The 16,853-nt window shown below is 53.9% G+C and carries 16 protein-coding genes, 1 tRNA gene and 1 pseudogene; 11 read left to right on the forward strand and 7 right to left on the reverse strand.

Annotated elements, in window-relative coordinates; genetic code table 11:
* The 7 genes and pseudogenes from ACHZBS_RS24195 to ACHZBS_RS24225 all read left to right on the forward strand — a co-directional run.
* On the forward strand, positions 1–459 hold a 459-nt coding region (locus ACHZBS_RS24195), incomplete at its 5' end, for a hypothetical protein (protein ID WP_319409119.1).
* A gap of 176 nt (positions 460–635) precedes the next feature.
* Positions 636–1,553: pseudogene (locus ACHZBS_RS24200) on the forward strand (IS481 family transposase); the annotation flags it as partial.
* A gap of 226 nt (positions 1,554–1,779) precedes the next feature.
* Positions 1,780–2,082 (forward strand): transposase, encoded by a 303-nt coding sequence (locus ACHZBS_RS24205; protein ID WP_394708070.1) that lies wholly within the window; start codon positions 1,780–1,782, stop codon positions 2,080–2,082.
* A 72-nt stretch (positions 2,083–2,154) separates the two neighbouring features.
* Positions 2,155–2,424, forward strand: a complete 270-nt coding sequence (locus ACHZBS_RS24210) for a leucine zipper domain-containing protein (RefSeq protein ID WP_319404678.1) — start codon at positions 2,155–2,157, stop codon at positions 2,422–2,424.
* 13 nt (positions 2,425–2,437) lie between these two features.
* Positions 2,438–3,469 (forward strand): hypothetical protein, encoded by a 1,032-nt coding sequence (locus ACHZBS_RS24215; protein WP_319404677.1) that lies wholly within the window; start codon positions 2,438–2,440, stop codon positions 3,467–3,469.
* Positions 3,470–3,842: 373 nt separating this feature from the next.
* A protein-coding gene (locus tag ACHZBS_RS24220) for an IS3 family transposase (protein ID WP_319405970.1) occupies positions 3,843–4,978 on the forward strand; the annotation gives its coding sequence in 2 pieces (ribosomal slippage) (positions 3,843–4,122 and positions 4,122–4,978; 1,137 coding nt in all).
* Positions 4,979–5,074: 96 nt separating this feature from the next.
* Positions 5,075–5,611 carry a hypothetical protein gene (locus tag ACHZBS_RS24225; RefSeq protein WP_319409121.1) on the forward strand — a complete coding sequence of 179 codons (537 nt, stop codon included), beginning with the start codon at positions 5,075–5,077 and terminating at the stop codon, positions 5,609–5,611.
* A 28-nt stretch (positions 5,612–5,639) separates the two neighbouring features.
* Here the strand turns inward: ACHZBS_RS24225 and ACHZBS_RS24230 are convergent, their stop codons facing one another.
* From ACHZBS_RS24230 to lepA, 7 genes are all read right to left on the reverse strand, one after another.
* Positions 5,640–6,215, reverse strand: a complete 576-nt coding sequence (locus tag ACHZBS_RS24230) for a hypothetical protein (RefSeq protein ID WP_319409122.1) — start codon at positions 6,213–6,215, stop codon at positions 5,640–5,642.
* A 234-nt stretch (positions 6,216–6,449) separates the two neighbouring features.
* Positions 6,450–7,625 carry a transposase gene (locus ACHZBS_RS24235; protein WP_319409123.1) on the reverse strand — a complete coding sequence of 392 codons (1,176 nt, stop codon included), beginning with the start codon at positions 7,623–7,625 and terminating at the stop codon, positions 6,450–6,452.
* Between the two features lie 317 nt (positions 7,626–7,942).
* Positions 7,943–8,015 (reverse strand) — tRNA-Phe (locus tag ACHZBS_RS24240).
* Positions 8,016–8,169: 154 nt separating this feature from the next.
* On the reverse strand, positions 8,170–9,963 hold the full coding sequence (locus tag ACHZBS_RS24245) for an SLC13 family permease (protein ID WP_319409124.1): 1,794 nt from the start codon (positions 9,961–9,963) through the stop codon (positions 8,170–8,172).
* A 185-nt stretch (positions 9,964–10,148) separates the two neighbouring features.
* A complete protein-coding gene (locus ACHZBS_RS24250) occupies positions 10,149–10,673 on the reverse strand; it encodes a 3-isopropylmalate dehydratase small subunit (RefSeq protein WP_319409125.1) in 525 nt (174 codons plus the stop codon).
* Entirely contained in the window at positions 10,660–11,964 is a 1,305-nt protein-coding gene (locus ACHZBS_RS24255) for a 3-isopropylmalate dehydratase large subunit (RefSeq protein WP_319409126.1), read from the reverse strand. The genes ACHZBS_RS24250 and ACHZBS_RS24255 overlap by 14 nt, the downstream gene beginning before the upstream one ends.
* Before the next feature lie 11 nt (positions 11,965–11,975).
* Positions 11,976–13,772, reverse strand: a complete 1,797-nt coding sequence (gene lepA, locus ACHZBS_RS24260; RefSeq protein WP_319409127.1) for a translation elongation factor 4 — start codon at positions 13,770–13,772, stop codon at positions 11,976–11,978.
* A 164-nt stretch (positions 13,773–13,936) separates the two neighbouring features.
* Here lepA and ACHZBS_RS24265 point away from each other — a divergent pair, with 164 nt between their 5' ends.
* The 4 genes from ACHZBS_RS24265 to ACHZBS_RS24280 are packed head-to-tail and all read left to right on the forward strand — an operon-like array spanning position 13,937 to position 16,726.
* On the forward strand, positions 13,937–14,851 hold the full coding sequence (locus ACHZBS_RS24265) for a diguanylate cyclase (RefSeq protein ID WP_319409128.1): 915 nt from the start codon (positions 13,937–13,939) through the stop codon (positions 14,849–14,851).
* Between the two features lie 9 nt (positions 14,852–14,860).
* On the forward strand, positions 14,861–15,274 hold the full coding sequence (locus ACHZBS_RS24270) for a GNAT family N-acetyltransferase (RefSeq protein WP_319409129.1): 414 nt from the start codon (positions 14,861–14,863) through the stop codon (positions 15,272–15,274).
* Positions 15,271–16,185, forward strand: coding sequence for a phosphatidylglycerol lysyltransferase domain-containing protein (locus ACHZBS_RS24275; protein ID WP_319409130.1), 915 nt, complete (start codon positions 15,271–15,273; stop codon positions 16,183–16,185). Before ACHZBS_RS24270 ends, ACHZBS_RS24275 begins: the two co-directional genes overlap by 4 nt.
* A gap of 10 nt (positions 16,186–16,195) precedes the next feature.
* A complete protein-coding gene (locus ACHZBS_RS24280) occupies positions 16,196–16,726 on the forward strand; it encodes a type 1 glutamine amidotransferase domain-containing protein (RefSeq protein WP_319409131.1) in 531 nt (176 codons plus the stop codon).
* The last annotated feature ends 127 nt before the right edge of the window (positions 16,727–16,853 follow it).

The raw sequence follows: 16,853 nt of genomic DNA on the forward strand, positions 1-16,853 counted from the left end.
CTAACGCAAATGCATATCCCCATTAAAAGGAAAATAAGGCTTTTGACTGAATTATTTGGTGAAACAGATAACCCTTGGCGTGTCATTGGTATAACAGAATCAGCTCTATCTGTTTTCATCAAACACAACTTTATAAAAGTTAAACGAATGGGAATAAATCGCGCACACATTAAAGATAGAAAAACATCATATACATACATGTTTATAAATGTGTTTGAAGATTCAAAAGAATGGTGGGATTATTATTGGGAAAATGACAAAACCATACTATCCACATCATCCGAAAATTTATCTTCAAATTTTTCAAAGATTATTTTCTTTGAAAATAATAACTTTCTATTTAAGAGCTCTGGATTTACATGGTCTTATGGAAAAAAAGAAAAAACATTCCTTGAAGATTTAGCACAAAAACAAAAAGAACCTAAGTCGCTCCAGCCGACCGCTGAAAGCGGCGGCTGAGTTCATTCGTTATGCGCGATATAATGGTTATAAACCAAGCAGAGGTTCTTTAGGTTTATGAAATAAGGATTCACACCTATGCACTTTGTCCTAATTTCCAATTTCTGACAATCTGATTTCGCAAAAAATGGGTAACACTCCGGTAACTAGAAAACAAGGAGAAAGGAGTGTTATTCATGGGAACTCACCGCAAAAGAAAACCGCAGAAAAGGGGCAAGCGGGGGCGATCCGCGGCACCATACCCTTTCGAACTACGCCTCAAAGTGGTGAAGTTGTACCTGGAGGACGGATACCCGGCGCCCCTGATTGCCGAGCAGTTCGGCATCAGCGATTACAGCGTTTACAAATGGTGTAAGCGGTATCGGCAGCACGGGGAACAGGGCCTGTTGAACAAGGTTCACAAACCATCCGGATCGAAGCTGCCGGCCGCCGTCACCCAGAGCATCGTCGATCTGAAGAAGGAACATCCGGGTTACGGGATCCGGCGCATTGCCGATACTCTCAAGCGGTTTTTCCTGGTCCGGACCAGCCCCAGTACGGTGCAGCGCACCCTGCGGGACCAGGGGCTTGCCACCCCGGTCAAAACAAAGCCCAAAAAGAATCCGGCCAAGCCCCGCTTCTTCGAACGGGCCCGGCCCAACCAGATGTGGCAGAGCGACATCATGACCTTCCGGCTGGCGGGTAAAAACGCCTACCTGATCGGGTATCTGGATGACTACAGCAGGTATATCATCGGCCTGGGATTTTACCGCAGCCAGACCGCGGAGAATGTCATCGAGACCTATCGCCGGGCCGTAGGCGAATACGGCGTGCCCAAGGAGATGCTCACCGACAACGGCCGACAATACACCAATTGGCGGGGCACCACCCGCTTCGAAAAGGAGCTTGCCAAGGATCGGGTCAAGCACATCCGGTCCCGTCCGCACCATCCCATGACGCTGGGCAAGATCGAACGCTTCTGGAAAAGCATCCTGAGCGAGTTTTTGCAGCGGGCCCAGTTCACCAGCTACGAAGATGCCGCCGGCCGGATCGCCTTCTGGGTCAAGTATTACAACTACAAGCGGCCGCATCAGGGCATCGGGGGGTTATGCCCGGCCGACCGGTTCTTCGAGATCGATACAGCCCTGAAGCAAACCCTGGAACAAGGCGTGGCGGAGAACGCCCTGGAACTGGCCCTTAGGGGCAAACCCCGCGACCCGTTTTACATGGTGGGCCGCCTGGGGGACCAGAGCGTGGTGATCCGCGCCGAAAAGGGCAAGGTCAAGATGCTGGTGGACGATGAAAAAGAACTGGTCTACGATGCCGGAAAGGACTCCCCTCATGAAAACGCGAACCCGCCGGGTATTCGACCCGAAAGAGAAAATCACCGCCGTACTGTCCGTCTGGACGGAAACCAAGAAAATGACCCAGGTCTGCCGGGAGATGTCGGTCAGCTGGGCGCTGTTGGATCAATGGCAGAACCAGGCCATGGAGGGGATGCTCGCCGCCTTGTCTCCCAAACGGCCCCAGACGACCCGGGAACTGCCTCCCCGGCTGCAGAAACTGATCGACAGGAAGCTGTCGGGCGGCAACCTGGTCAAACTGGAAAAGCGTCTGAAAACCATCCAGAGCAAGGCCAATTAGCCTATGGAAAGAAAACCGCAGGACCAGGCCCGGTTGCGGGCGCAACTGATCATGAAGGTGCGCTGCGGTCTGATGACGGCCGCTGCGGCGGCCAGGCAGCTGGGGGCGTCCCGTAAGACCTATTACAAATGGGAGCAGCGGGGGCTGTCCGCGCTGCTCGACGGTCTGTCCGACCAGGTGCCGGGCCGGCCGGAGAAGGAGGAAGCCCCGGCCCGGGCGATGTTCGAAAAACAGATGGCCAGCCTTCGCCGGGAGAAGGAACTGCTCGAACAGAAATTGATTTTAAAGGACATCGCCTTCGACCTTCGCATCCGGTCCAAAGACCGGAAGAAAAAAAAATGAGCAGATCAAAAACATGGTGGCCCAAATAGAAACCTTAAAATCCGAATACGGCGTGCCGGTAGCCCGGCTGGTGCCCATGACCCGTGTGAGCCTGCCCAGCTACATGCGCTGGAAGCGGCGCATCCATGATGGCAGGAAGCCGGTGCAAAAGCCGGGCGCTAAAAAAATCCAGCCCATCGACCTGGGTGCGTTGAGACAGCAGATTGAAGATTTGCCCCATGGCCGCAAGCGCACGGCCGGCACTGGCAACTTGTACGAGGCCTGCCGGCATGGGATCTCGCGCCGGGAGTTCAACGCCATGGTGAAAGCGGTTCGCACAGATACAAACAAGGATAAAGCCGCCTGCCAGTGCCAGGCTAAGTGGCTGCGGCCGGATCTGGCCTGGGCCATGGACGGCCTGGAATACCGGGATTGTTACGTTCAGAACGTCCAGGACCTGTGTTCCCGGTATAAGTTCGCTCCCCTGACCAGCGCCTATGAGCCCTGCGGGGAGGAAATCGCCGGCCACCTGTCTCGGCACTTCGGCCGGTTCGGTCCGCCGCTGTTTATCAAGCGGGACAACGCCGGCAACCTGAATCACGCTTCGGTCAACGACGTTCTTGAGGAACACATGGTCATCCCCATCAACAGCCCCTATTACACCCCCAGTTATAACGGGGCTATCGAACACAGCCAGGGGGAACTGAAAACCTGGCTGTGCACATGGAAACATGCGGCCGACTCCGATCGGGAATTGGAACTGCAAGTGGACAACGCGGCCCATGCATGGAATCATCGTCCCCGGCGCAGCCTGTCCGGCAAGAATGCCTGCCGTGCCTATTTTTCTTCTTCACGATTGCGCCGCACCAAACGTCAGCGAAAGGAGGCCTATGACTGGATTTTCGATCTGGCCGTTGACATCTCTGCACGCGCCGGCAAGAATGGAATCGATCCGACCGCATGGCGCGTGGCTGCCAGAAAATGGATGGAGAGAAACCGGATGATCGTCATCCGCAAACCGGAAAAAGTGTTACCCCATTTTTTGCCGAAATATTGTCATAATTAGCGATGCAGCACACGTAGTATAGAAGCGATTTTTGTTTTTTTGATCCCACCTGAAATTAGATTATCAACACAACTGATCAAGTTAGCCAACAAATGCTTTTCTAAAAAAAGGCAAATTGATTGATATCAAATTGGTTCACAAAAACTATCTATTATGGGGGGGAGATATGGAAGCATTTCAATACTTATTTATTTCTGCGTCTTTGATATTAGCCGGCGTATCTTTACTATTAAAGCATTTCTTTAATGACGCTGATTATTACAGGAGTTTTTGTGCCGAGCTACGCGCCAAATATATTCTCACGGCGGTGGACCCCAAAAACTGGACAATGTGCTAAGCTATGAGTCAGACCAAAAATGAGGAGGATCTGACGATGGGTAACAAGCGCAAATCACACAGTCCACAGTTCAAAGCCAAGGTCGCTCTGGCTGCCATTCAGAACGAAGAAACCGCAGCACAGTTGGCCAGTCGATTCGGTGTTCACCCCACCATGATTTCCACCTGGAAGCGGCAGATGCTCGACGGTGCAGCCGATATCTTCGATAAAAGCCACCGATCCAGAAAACAGGCCGATGCCCAAACCGCCGAACTGTACCGCCAGATCGGTCAACTCAAGGTGGAAAACGATTTTTTAGCACGCAAGCTCAGCAGCTGAATCGCAAACAGCGTAAATCCATGATCGATCCGTTGGATCGGCAGCTGAGCGTTTCCCGGCAGTGTGAACTAATCGATCTTAGCCGGTCATCCTATTACTACCAACCCATACCCATAAGCCAAGAAGAGCTGGAACTGATGCGCAAGATCGACGAACTGTATCTTACCAATCCATCCTCGGGCAGCCGAACGATCAGCCGCCAGCTGGATCGTCAGGGCATAACAGCCAATCGCAAACGGGTTCAGCGGCTGATGCGATTAATGGGTATCGAGGCGGTGTATCCCAAACCGCGGACCAGCCGCCCCCATCCCCAGCATAAGGTATATCCTTATCTGCTAAGGGGTATGACCATCAGTCGCACCAATCAGGTTTGGGCCAGCGACATCACTTTCATCCCCATGGCCAGTGGGTACATGTATCTGGTGGCGATCATGGACTGGCACAGCCGCAAGGTGCTCGCCTGGCGGATATCCAACACCCTGGACAGCGCCTTTTGTATCGATGCCCTTAAAGAGGCGTTGAGCCGCTATGAGCCACCGGAAATCTTCAATACCGACCAAGGGGCTCAATTTACCAGCAACGCGTTCACCAAGGTTCTCATCGATAACAAGGTCGCCATCAGTATGGATGGTCGGGGTCGTTGCCAGGACAATATATTCGTCGAGCGGCTGTGGTGGACCCTCAAACACCAATACATTTACTTGCACGCATTCGACACCGGTAAGGCGCTGCGGCAGGGTCTGGGCCGGTGGCTCGATTATTACAATCACGAACGGGGCCATTCGGCCCTTGACGACAGAACCCCGGATGAGGTTTATTACGGTCTGCCCCATCCTTTCGCCGAGGCTGCCTGATGCCTTTTTATCTTTTAAAAAGCTCTCGGCTCATAGCTTATTCTACCCCTCAGGCTGTCCAGCCGATGGGGTCCACCTCCCACAAACACTGGGCCCATGTCTCTTCTATCAACTAATCCTGATAAAAAGATCGAGATCCTCCAAGACTTTCTAAAATTCAGATTAGTCAGACTTCATTTTGGCATAGTTAACTTTATAATTATTTCTGGATTAGGCCTGATCATTGCTGTCCTTGCTAGCGCAACAATCTTAGGGTTTCATTATAACAAAATTAAAGAGATAGAATATTTCTATTTTTTTAGTCGACCAACCATTTTGCTTACAGCTTTCTGCGTGGTTGTTCAGATTGCATTTGCAAGGCAGAGTTATAAAACAGCTGAAAGGATCTGCAATCTGACAAGTTGGGATCTAAATGGCAATGGGTCATTTGAAGATCAATGCAGCAAAATAGTTGCTGATAATCAAACTCCTGCGAATCGCCAAACAAAAATAATTACGGGGCCTTACAAATGGATTACAAAAGCAACTATTTTGCTGTACTATAATTTTTGGTCCACTGGTTTTGTAATTGTCTCCGATTTTTTATTTCTTGCTATTTTGTGCCCTAAGTTTTTTGATTGGTTCAAACCATGATGTTTGGCAGAACAGTCTCGAAATTGATTTAACCAGATATTTTTTTTGCTAATCCTGGAAACTTTGTTGCGATATAATGTTTGAAGGCCATGTTCGCTGATGAAAACAGGCCGTATTCCTTAATCATTTCTTCGAGCTCGACATTTTCCATTGGGTCTCCAAACCCTTTTTTCCATTGCGCGAACGAGTAGACGACGGCAGCGGACCGAACATCTATGCATTCCTCTTCCATTTCTGAGTCGATGCTTTGAAAGAAGCTGCCTGATTTTATGGTTTTCAACAGGATATAGAATTTGTTTCTCCAGTATTCTTCTTGTTCATCCATCAATACTTGAAATAGGCGAGTCTCAAAATTTTGTCGAAGTTCTCGGTAGCGCTGGATGTGTCTCGCAGCTGTTAACCAATCAATTCTTTGGTCTGACGGAGTCGGACTCTTTGCTTCGTCGACAGTGATCGCCGCATATGCGGACTCCAAAGAGTTCTTTAGGTTTTCGAACAATTCCTTGTCGCAACCATAATTTTTGTCTTTCACGTTTTTTTTCCAAGTGATCCCAAGCGATACCGCTGACACGATGAATGCTAAAACTGCGATTATGGCTTCCATGATGGTGCTCCTAAAGAATTATTTGCGATCCCAGCTTTTTTTTGTGACATGATGGTTTTTGTTGTTGCTGCTTGAACTCGCACTCTTAATCTTGGCGACAAACTTTCTGTATGCGTCCGCCATCTCTTTGGCGCCTGTTCTTGGCGGGACCCCGCCGATGCCTGACGCCGGGTTGCTGGCTCATAGAAACAGCTTATAAGGTCGGATTCGTCGCTGCTATAACCGACGCCCCAATCAAGGTCTCTGAGGCGCAATAATTGATGATTCATTTCTTGAATACCGGATCATCACCAGGCTCTGGCACGCCACCAGGGCATCGAATGTATTGCTCTGCTCTTTTCCCATGTAGAGCATTTGCTTCGCATCTTTGAAATAAACCTCGATCGCCCAGCGCCTGGCGTAGTAGTCCAGTATCCGGGACGGTTCCCGTTCGATATCGGTGCAGAGCAGGGCCTGCCATTGTTTGCGGCCATCGGAAACGAAGAGCACCCGGACGTGGCCGGTCTTCTTCAAGGTGACATCAACACACACCCCTTTAACGGTGCGATCCTTGATCCAGACCGTGTTCTTTTTGGCGAACTGTTGCCACAACTGCTTGAGGGTATAGTCCTTTCCCTGGTATCCGTACTTGACGCGACCGCGTTTTAGCCGGCAGATGACCCCGTAGCCGATATCCACGATCCGCCGGATGATGTCGTCATGGGAGAACCAACTGTCGAACAAGACGAAACTGGCATCGATCCCTGATTTCCAGGCGTTGTCGATCATCTTTACCAGAACATCGGTCTTTTTGCTCAGCGCCTCTTTACGCCGCTTCCAGCCGCTGGTGCGCTTGTCGATATCACGCATATGGGTATTGGGCCGATGGCTGGAGGTATGAAAGGCGCCATCCAACGGGAAAAAGTTCAACCCGTTGTGAAAGCCCAATTGCAGGTACTGGTTCCCAAGGATGGAGCGGTTGACCTTGTGGTCGAAATGGTAGCTGACCAGTTCAATCTCCTTACCTGTCTTGGGGCAGATCGAATCATCAGCGATCAATGTTTTCTCGCCTAACGGGACATCATCATTCGTGGCGATCACCTTGAGCGCTAACAGATAAACCAGTTTGCGCCAATTGAATGTCTCATTGTTCAAGAACCGGTAGAACGTATCCTTATGGGCCTGGACGTAATTCTGCAGGTATCTGCAGTTCCAGAATCCTGTCAGGCTTCTTTTTAGGAACGGTATCAGGATAAAAGCAAACAGCAGCGTGAGTGTTTCGCGTCCTCGCTTTTTGATGATATTGCTGCTGCGGACCATTGAGTTGAACCTGAGAGCAGTAAAGGCCTGGTTCAGCTCGTGGTCATCGATAATACGCTCCGTACCAAATTGTTTTTGCAAGGAGAGGGAAAATGTATTAGGAATGGACATAGCGGTTCTTTCTTTAGTGATATTAGGTGTTTGGCGATGTCTAATATACTAAACAGAGAGCCGCTTTTCAATTAAATTCCTAATATTTACAAAACATTACTCTCTCCGATTGCTGGAAAATTAACTGCGAAACTTCAGTAATGAGTTGAAAAGCTGTTCTGAGAATGGTTGGTAGCTCCGGCTTGGATGATCCGTTTCCTTCGCCGTATCCCAAAATAATTTTGGTTGCTCCCAATAGGCTCCCAAAGGTTGGTGCCACAAAAAAATAAGGGGTGAAGGCATCTGCCTAAACCCCTTATTTTTATGTGCATTTTAAGTGCCGAGGGACAGAATCGAACTGCCGACACGGGGATTTTCAGTCCCCTGCTCTACCGACTGAGCTACCTCGGCGGGGCTCCTGAAAAGGCAAGCTACCGTTTCAAGAAAAACCGCTTATAAACCCTTTTTCAAAGATAAGTCAAGGGCTTTTTTGTCCTAAACGGTTAACTGCCAAGCTGTCATCACCATGACCATGGTTGTTCATACTGCTTGAGAAAATCGTATTCTAAAACGGGTAGATCAGCGGTGTAAGAAAGATCGTCAGCGCTGCCACGATGAGGGTCATGACTGTTCCGATTTTGACGAAGTCGGTGAATTTGTACTCGCCCGGTCCCCAGACCATGAGGTTGGTCTGATAGCCGGTAGGAGTGATGAAGGCGCAGGAGGCCGATACCATCAGGGTGATGGCAAATGGCACGAAACTCACGCCCAGCTGACCTGCGGTGGACAGGGCGATGGGGAACATGAAGGCCGCTGCCGCGTTGTTGGTGATTACGTTGGTCATAAACGAGCAGCCGACGAAGATCACCGCCAGGGCCAGGTGGGGGTTGTCGCCGCCCATGGCGGTGAGCAGGCCGGCAATCTGCTCGGCCAGTCCGCTGCGGGTGACCGCCGATTCCAGGCCGATGGCGCAGGCAATCACCACCAGAGTCCCCCAGTCGATGCTGCGTGCGGCTGTGCGCAGGTTCAGGCAACCGGTCAAAAGCATGGCCCCGCTGGCCAGCAGGCTGGCATTGAGCATACTCATCCAGCCCATGGCCACCACACCGATCATTGCCAGGGTGATCAGACTGGCCTCTACCGCCCGATCTGTGCGTTGGAGGTGAAAGCCCTCCAGAGCTTTGGTAAGCGCGAAGTCATGCTCGATCTGGCATTCATAGAAAAAATCGTCGTTGACTTCCAGGACCGCATTGTCGCCGGCTTCGATGGTCACCTCTTCAAGAGGCCCTGCAAGGGGCTGCCCGTCCCGGGAAAGGGCCACAAACTTGTACTGGCAGGCGTTGACATCCCGGGGGAGGTCGGGGATCTTTTTGCCCACCGCCGTGCTTTGCCGGGAGACCACGGCTTTTACCAGATGGTGGGTGTGCCGCTCGGTTTCCATGGGGTTCAGCGTGAGATGCGGCACCAGTGCGTTGGTCCGCCACAGCTCGGTCATGGCGTGGACATCGGCAGAAAACGACAATAGATCGCCCGCTTCCAGCCGCTCGTGCATCAGGTCATTGGTCAGAATCGTGTCCGCCCGTCGAATGTAGAGCACTTCAACGTTGTCGCCGCTGGCAATTCCCGTGTTCTTCAGAGTGCGATCGACGATCCGCGACCCTTCACGGACCTCGAATTCCGCCGTGTAGCGCCGCATGACGGCGTCGACCGTCTTGTCATCTTCTTGGTCGGCAAGAAAAAAGCGCCCCACCAGGATCATGAAGGCGATGCCGGTGACGGCAATGGGTATTCCCACCAGGGCCGGGTCGAACATCTTCAGCGGGCGGATACCGGGCAGGGCGGGATCGCCTTTGGCGATGGCATCAATAACCAGGCCGGCAATGACCAGGTTGGTGGACGTGCCGATGATCGTGCACATGCCGCCCAGGATCGAGGCAAAGCTTAAGGGGAGATACAACTGTTTTGCAGGCAGCCGGCTGGCGCGGGAAAGGTCCCGGATCACCGGAATCATCATGGCTACCAGGGGGGTGTTGTTGAGAAATGCGCTCCCCAAGGCGATGGGGGGCAGAATTTTGACCTGGGCGCCGGCAATGGATTTGGGCAGGCCGATGAGTTTGTCCATGATCATGGTGATGGCGCCGGTGGCGTACATGCCGGCCGCGACCATGAACAGGACGGCCACGGTGAGCATGCCTTGGTTGCTGAATCCCTTCAACAGTTCATGGGCGGGGGCCAGCTTCATGGTCAAGGCGATGGTCAACGCCCCGACAAAGACTGCCGGTGCCGGGATCTTCGTTTTAACCAAAAGGACGAACAGCACCAGCAGCAGGGCAAGTGTCAGGTAGGCGGCAATCGTCATTTCAAACCACCCGTCATCTTTCGAAAGTCGGGTATCCGAGAGTCGACCACGGTTGGAATCGGTTGCGACAATTCTCAGACGTTAAAACCAAAACGCTGAACCCGGAGTCGATAACCAGAAGCCAGGAACCCCGAACTCAGAATGCTGGATCCGGTTTTTAGACCTCAGCCTTCCGTCCTCCAGTTTCAGAACTTGGCATCCGCATATTCCACCCATCCGCCGGCGGTGACCAGGTTCGCATCGAATCCGGAGATGGAGAAGGGGATGACCTCCTTAATTCCATCGGCGGAAACGGTGATGGTGCCGCTATCGATATCCGTCTCAACCGTTGTTTCACGACCGGCAAAGGCAGAAAACAGCCGGTCGATGGTGTCAGCCGGCAGTTCCACGGCCATCATGCCGCAGTTGAACATATTCTGGCGAAAGATCCGGGCAAAGCTTTCGCCCACCACCAGGTTGATGCCGTTGCCCTCCAGCGCCCAGGGGGCATGCTCCCGGGAGGAGCCGCAGCCGAAGTTGGCCCGGGTGACGATGACGCGTTTGCCGGCGATATCCGTTGCCGGGTCGAATCCGTTCAGCTTAAGGTCTTCCAGCAAGCAGGGCGCCAGGGCCTCTCGTGAGATTTCCGTGAGGTATCTGGCCGGTATGATTTCGTCAGTGTTGATGTCCGATCGGTCCAGAAACAGGACCCTGCCATCAAATGATTTCATGCTCTTTTCCTTTGAACAGCGGGGAGTTGGCGATGCTGCCGGCAATGGCGGTGGCCGCGGCGGTGGCCGGGCTCATCAGGTGGACCATGCCCCCCTTGCCCATGCGGCCGTTGAAATTCCGGTTGGTGGTGGCCGCGCAGACCTCGCCGTCGGCCAGCACCCCGTTGCTCATGCCCAGGCAGGCGCCGCAGGTGGGGTTGGTGAAGCAAACGCCCGCGTCCATGAATGTCTTGACAAGACCCTCCTCCAGGGCCTGGCGGAATACTTTCGGCGTGGCCGGCGAGACGATGGCCCGTACCCTTTCGCTGACCCGCTTTCCCGCCAGTACCCGGGCGGCAATGCGCAGATCGCTGATGCGGCCGTTGGTACAGGATCCGATATATACCTGATCCACCGGAGTACCGGTCATTTCAGATACCGGTTTGACGTTGTCCGGCCGGAAACCGAAGGTAACCATGGGTGCCAGGCTGGAAACGTCATGGTCGATGGTCCGGTCGTAAGCGGCATCGGCATCCGGCTGGTAGCGGTTAAAGGCCGCCGACGCCGCTTCCGGGCTGTGGTAGTCGTCCTTGATAAACGGCCACAGGTAGTCAACGGTGACCCGGTCCGGGGCGCAGATACCGCAGGTGCCGCCGGCTTCGACGGCCATGTTGCAAAGCGTCATGCGCGATTCCATATCCATAGCCGCGACCACGGGACCGGCAAACTCGATCACCTTGTTGGTGGCGCCGTCGACCCCGATGCGGCCGATGATCGACAGAATTACGTCTTTGGCAAAGACGCCCTGGGGCAGGTTCCCGGTGATGTTGATGCGCATGGTGTCCGGCGTCCTGAACGCGCAGACGCCCTTGAGGATGCCCACCTCCAGGTCGGTGGTGCCGACACCGGCGGCAAAGGCGCCGAAGGCTCCGTGGGTGCAGGTGTGCGAATCCCCCATGATCACGGTGTACCCGGGACGGACGAACCCTTTTTCCGGGAAGAGGGCATGGCAGACACCGTTGGCGCCGATGTCGAAAAAATCGACGATGCCGTGGCGCCGGGCCCAGGCTCGCAGGATCTTGCCCTGCAGGGCGGTTTTGGAGTCTTTGGCCGGGGATACGTGATCGATGACCACCTTGATGCGCGTCGGGTCGAATACCCGGTCTTTTCCCCGCCGTTCGAGGTCCACGATTGCCGGTGGCGTGGTGATTTCATGGCAGAAGACGGCATCCAGGCGGATGACGTGTACGTCCGTATCCGGTGTGCCGACGCGATGTTCGTCGAAGATTTTCTGTGCGATGGTTTTTCCCATGGTTTTTCCCGTTAATCCGTGTCGGTCTTGAGCACAGCAAGAAAGGCGGACTGGGGCAGCATTACCTGGCCCACCATCTTCATGCGCTTCTTTCCTTTTTTCTGCTTCTCCAATAATTTGCGTTTGCGGGAGATGTCCCCGCCGTAGCACTTGGCCGTAACATCCTTGCGAAATGCTGATACGGTGGATCGGGAGATGATATTGCCGCCGATGGCGCCCTGGATGGCGATCTTGAACATCTGGCGGGGGATCTCCTCTTTGAGCTTGTCGCAGGCGATACGGGCCCGGTTGACGGCGTTGTCCCGGTGGATCAGCATGGACAAAGCGTCCACCCGCTCGCCGTTGATCAGAAAGTCCAGCTTCACCAGGTCGGTCCGGCGATAGTCGATCAGTTCATAGTCGAAGGATCCGTAACCCTGGGTGATGGATTTGAGCCGGTCGTAAAAGTCGTAGATCACTTCCCCAAGGGGCAGTTCGAAGACCATTTCCAGACGTTTGTTGGTCAGGTACTGGTAGTTTTTGTTGATGCCCCGGCGCTCCAGACACAGCTTCATCACGGCGCCCATGTAGCGGTCCGGGATGATGATGGCCGCCTTGATGTAAGGCTCCATGGCATACTCGATGTTGGTCGGGTCAGGATAAAGGGCCGGATTGTCGATGACCAGTTCCTCCCCGTCGTTCATCATCAGGCGGTAGCGAACCGATGGGGCGGTGAGGATCAGGGAGAGATCGTATTCGCGCTCCAGGCGCTCCTGGACCACCTCCAGGTGAAGCAGGCCCAGGAAGCCGCAGCGGAAGCCGAATCCCAGGGCGGCGCTGCTGTCTTTTTCATAGATCAGCGAGGCGTCGTTGAGCTTGAGCTTCTCCATGGCCACGATCAGGTCTTCGTAGGCGTCGGATGCCACCGGGTAGATGGAGGAAAAGACCACCGGTTTGGCTTCTTTAAAACCGGGCAGGGCCTTATCGCAGGGTTGGCGGTGATGGGTGACCGTGTCGCCGCAGCGGGTATCGCTTACCGTTTTGATACCGGCGATCATGTATCCCACTTCTCCGGCGGTCAGTTCTTTTTTGGGTACCCGAACGATCTGAAAAACCCCCACTTCCTCAACCTTGTAGGTGGCGTTGTTGGACATGAAGCGGATACGATCCCCGCTGCGGATGGTTCCATCCTTGATGCGGAAATGAACAACGGTGCCTCTGAACGGGTCATAATGGGAATCGAAGATCAGCGCCTTCAGCGGCGCGTCGGCATCGCCTACGGGTGGCGGAAGCTTCCGGACCACGGCTTCCATGATGGTATCGATCCCCACACCGTCTTTAGCCGAGGCCAGGATGGCCGTTTCCGGATCCAGCCCCAGATCCTCTTCAATCTGATTTTTAACCCGGTCGATGTCCGCCGACGGCAGGTCGATCTTATTGATCACCGGAATGATTTCCAGGTTGTGTTCCAGGGCCAGATAGAGATTGGCAAGTGTCTGGGCCTCCACGCCCTGGCTGGCATCGATCAGCAGGAGCGCCCCCTCGCAGGAGGCCAGCGCCCGGGAGACTTCGTAGGTGAAGTCCACGTGACCCGGCGTGTCGATCAGATTCAGGTCGTAGGTCTTGCCATCCTTGGATTTATATGGCAGACACACGGTCTGGCTCTTGATGGTGATGCCGCGCTCGCGCTCGATATCCATGGAGTCCAGAATCTGGTCCTTGAAATCCCGGTCCGAAATGATTTTGCTGGACTGGATCATCCGGTCGGACAGGGTGGACTTGCCATGGTCGATATGAGCGATGATGCTGAAGTTGCGTATGTTTTTCATATAATTACGGGTTCGATCAAAACGGGTATCATCTGCCGGTTGACACCGGATTTTAACATGGTTATAATCTTTTCATTTTATAAAATTTTTATTAATATCAGACCGTTTTCGGGCATGTCAACCGATATCCGCGAGCGTTCTGCCGATAATGAAAAACGAGCTAAATGACGCCACACATTCTTATTGTCGACGATGACCTCTCCATCCGGGATGCGATGCACGAGTTTATCGAAATATCCGGATATGAAGCTTCGGTCGCATCCAGTGCCGAAGAGGCCCTGGATGTTCTTAACGGAGAGGTCGTAGAGGTGGTCATTACGGACATTCTGCTGCCCGGCATGGACGGCCTGGCATTGACCGATCGGATCAAGCGGGACCACGACATCGATGTCATCGTCATGACCGGCTACAGCACGGAATACTCATACGAAGAGGCCATCAGCAAAGGGGCCAGTGACTTTGTTTTCAAGCCGGTACGCTTCGAAGAACTGCTGTTGCGCCTGAAGCGGGTGCTCAACGAGCGCCGTCTCAACCAGGAGCGGATTCAGATGCTGGAGAAGTTGAAAAAACTCTCCATCACCGATGGCCTCACCCAGCTGTTCAATTCCCGGCATTTTTACAGCCAGCTCAAAGGGGAGATCGAACGCTTCAACCGTTACGGGCACACGCTGAGCCTGCTGCTGCTGGATATCGATAATTTCAAGGACTTCAACGATACCTACGGCCATCTGGAGGGGGATAAAATTCTGGTGCGGCTCGGACGGATTATCAAATCCTGCCTCCGCAAGATGGACACCGCCTATCGATACGGTGGAGAAGAGTTTACCATCATCCTGCCGGGAACCCATGGCGAAGAAGCCAGGACGGTTGCCGAGCGGCTTCGGACTGCCGTGGCTGCCGAAGATTTCACCGACGGCAAAAATTCCGACCTGGAGATCACTATCAGCATCGGTGTGACCCAGTATCGCCAGGAAGAAGAGATCTCCACCTTTGTGCAGCGGGCCGACCAGGCCATGTACCAGTCCAAGCAGGCCGGCCGCAATCAGGTTTCCTGCCTCTTCGACAACCCCGCTGGATGATCCTTGTTTATGATTGATTATTCGTTTCTTGAAACACCGTCCCGGATTGAGATCGCTCGATTGACCGGACTTTACCGGCAGGCCGGCTGGTGGACGGACGAGGCGGACAACCCGTTGCTCGTCGCCGGCATCGTTGCCGGCAGCCACTGCTTCCTGGTGGCCCGCCAGGCGGAGTGCATTATCGCCATGGGCCGCGCCATCAGCGACCGGATCAGCGACGCCTACATTCAGGACGTGACCGTGGACCGGGCCTTCAGGAGGCAGGGCATCGGCTCCCGGATGGTGTCCGAACTGGTGGCTCGACTGGAGGCCGACGGTATCGGCTGGATAGGACTCATTGCAGAAAGGAAGACGCATCCATTTTATCGACCCCTGGGATTTTCGCCCATGGCCGATTCCGTGCCCATGCTCAAGACATCATGATGAATTTCAAAGGACTGACACCACCGGACTATAGGACCTATCTCCCCTATTTCGACAACCAGCGTTATTCCCTGTGCGCCTACTCCCTGTCCTCTATCATTGCATGGACCAACACGGAGTACAAACCGTTTGGTGCCGTATATGAAAATGCAATGATTGTGGCCGCCGAATTCGAAACCTTGAAAAAAAACCGGCATCTGCTGCTGCCGATCTCTCCGGACCGGATGTTTACCCCCGAGGAACTGGTGACGGTGGCCAACCTGGCCGGGCACACGGAATACTGGTTTGTTCCCGAGGCGTATGTGGACCATTTCGGTGAGGATATCGTCGGTCGCTTTTTCACGGTAAAGCACCAGGGTGCCTATGACGACTATGTCTACCGGGTCGCGGACCTTGCCGGGCTCAAAGGCAACCGCTATTCCAAAAAACGCAACCTCATCAACCAGTTCCAGCGTGATTATGTGGACCCGGGGAAGGTGGCCATCGATTCCATTGACCGGGAAAATGCTGAAGAATGCCTGGTCTTCCTGGAAGAATGGTGCCGGGAGCGCGATTGTGACGCGGATGACCAGATGGATCTTGCCTGCGAGAAGCAGGCGGCCATCAATACCCTGAATCACTTCGACGCCTTCGACCTGAAAGGTATCCTGCTGCGCATTGACGGCAAGGTGAGTGCCTTCGGCATCTCTGCCCCCTTGACCCGGGATATGGCGACCTTACAATATGAAAAGGCCTTCAGCAGCATCAAGGGACTCTACCAGTATTTCGACAACGCCTGTGCGAGTCGGCTTTTTAACGGTTATACCTACTTGAATAAAGAAAGCGATATGGGTATTCCCGGGCTGGCCAAGGCCAAGAAATCGTATCATCCGTTCAAGATGGTGCGATCCGTTAAATTGATCCTGAAATAGAGGTGAGACAATGGAACTCAAAGGCAAGAAAATCCTGATTCTGGTGGAAACCTTTTATAACGAGTTCGAATTCTGGTACCCCTTCTACCGGCTCAAGGAGGCGGGTGCCCAGGTCACCGTAGTGGGATCGGGCAGTGCCGATGTTTATAAGAGCAAGACCGGGCTTCCGGTAAAAGTCGATACCACGGCGGGGAATATCTCCGTTGCCGATTATGACGGTGTGGTCATTCCCGGCGGGTATGCCCCGGACCACATGCGCCGATACCCGGCCATGGTCGGCCTGGTGAAAGGATTTGCCGAGGCCGGCAAATTGGTGGCCGCCATCTGTCATGCCGGCTGGATGCTGGTGTCGGCGGATATTATCCGCGGCCGGACCGTCACTTCCTATTTCTCCATCAAGGACGACCTGGTCAACGCCGGGGGCAACTGGGTGGACAAGGAAGTGGTGGTGGACGACCGCCTGGTCACCAGCCGGACGCCGGACGATCTGCCGGCATTTATGCGGGCTATCATCGGGGTGCTGGGCGGTGACCGCCCATAAAGGGCATCTTGCGGCCCAGGCCGGCGCTCCCACGCTTGCGCAATCCTTTACGCAGCGCTGCTGCGCCTGTGGTTGCGAAAACGCTGCGACCTTGGCCTGAACCATAACCTGCCCTTTATCGACGGAC

Source organism: uncultured Desulfosarcina sp., from assembly GCF_963664155.2.
In the GTDB taxonomy this organism is placed as follows: Bacteria; Desulfobacterota; Desulfobacteria; order Desulfobacterales; family Desulfosarcinaceae; genus Desulfosarcina.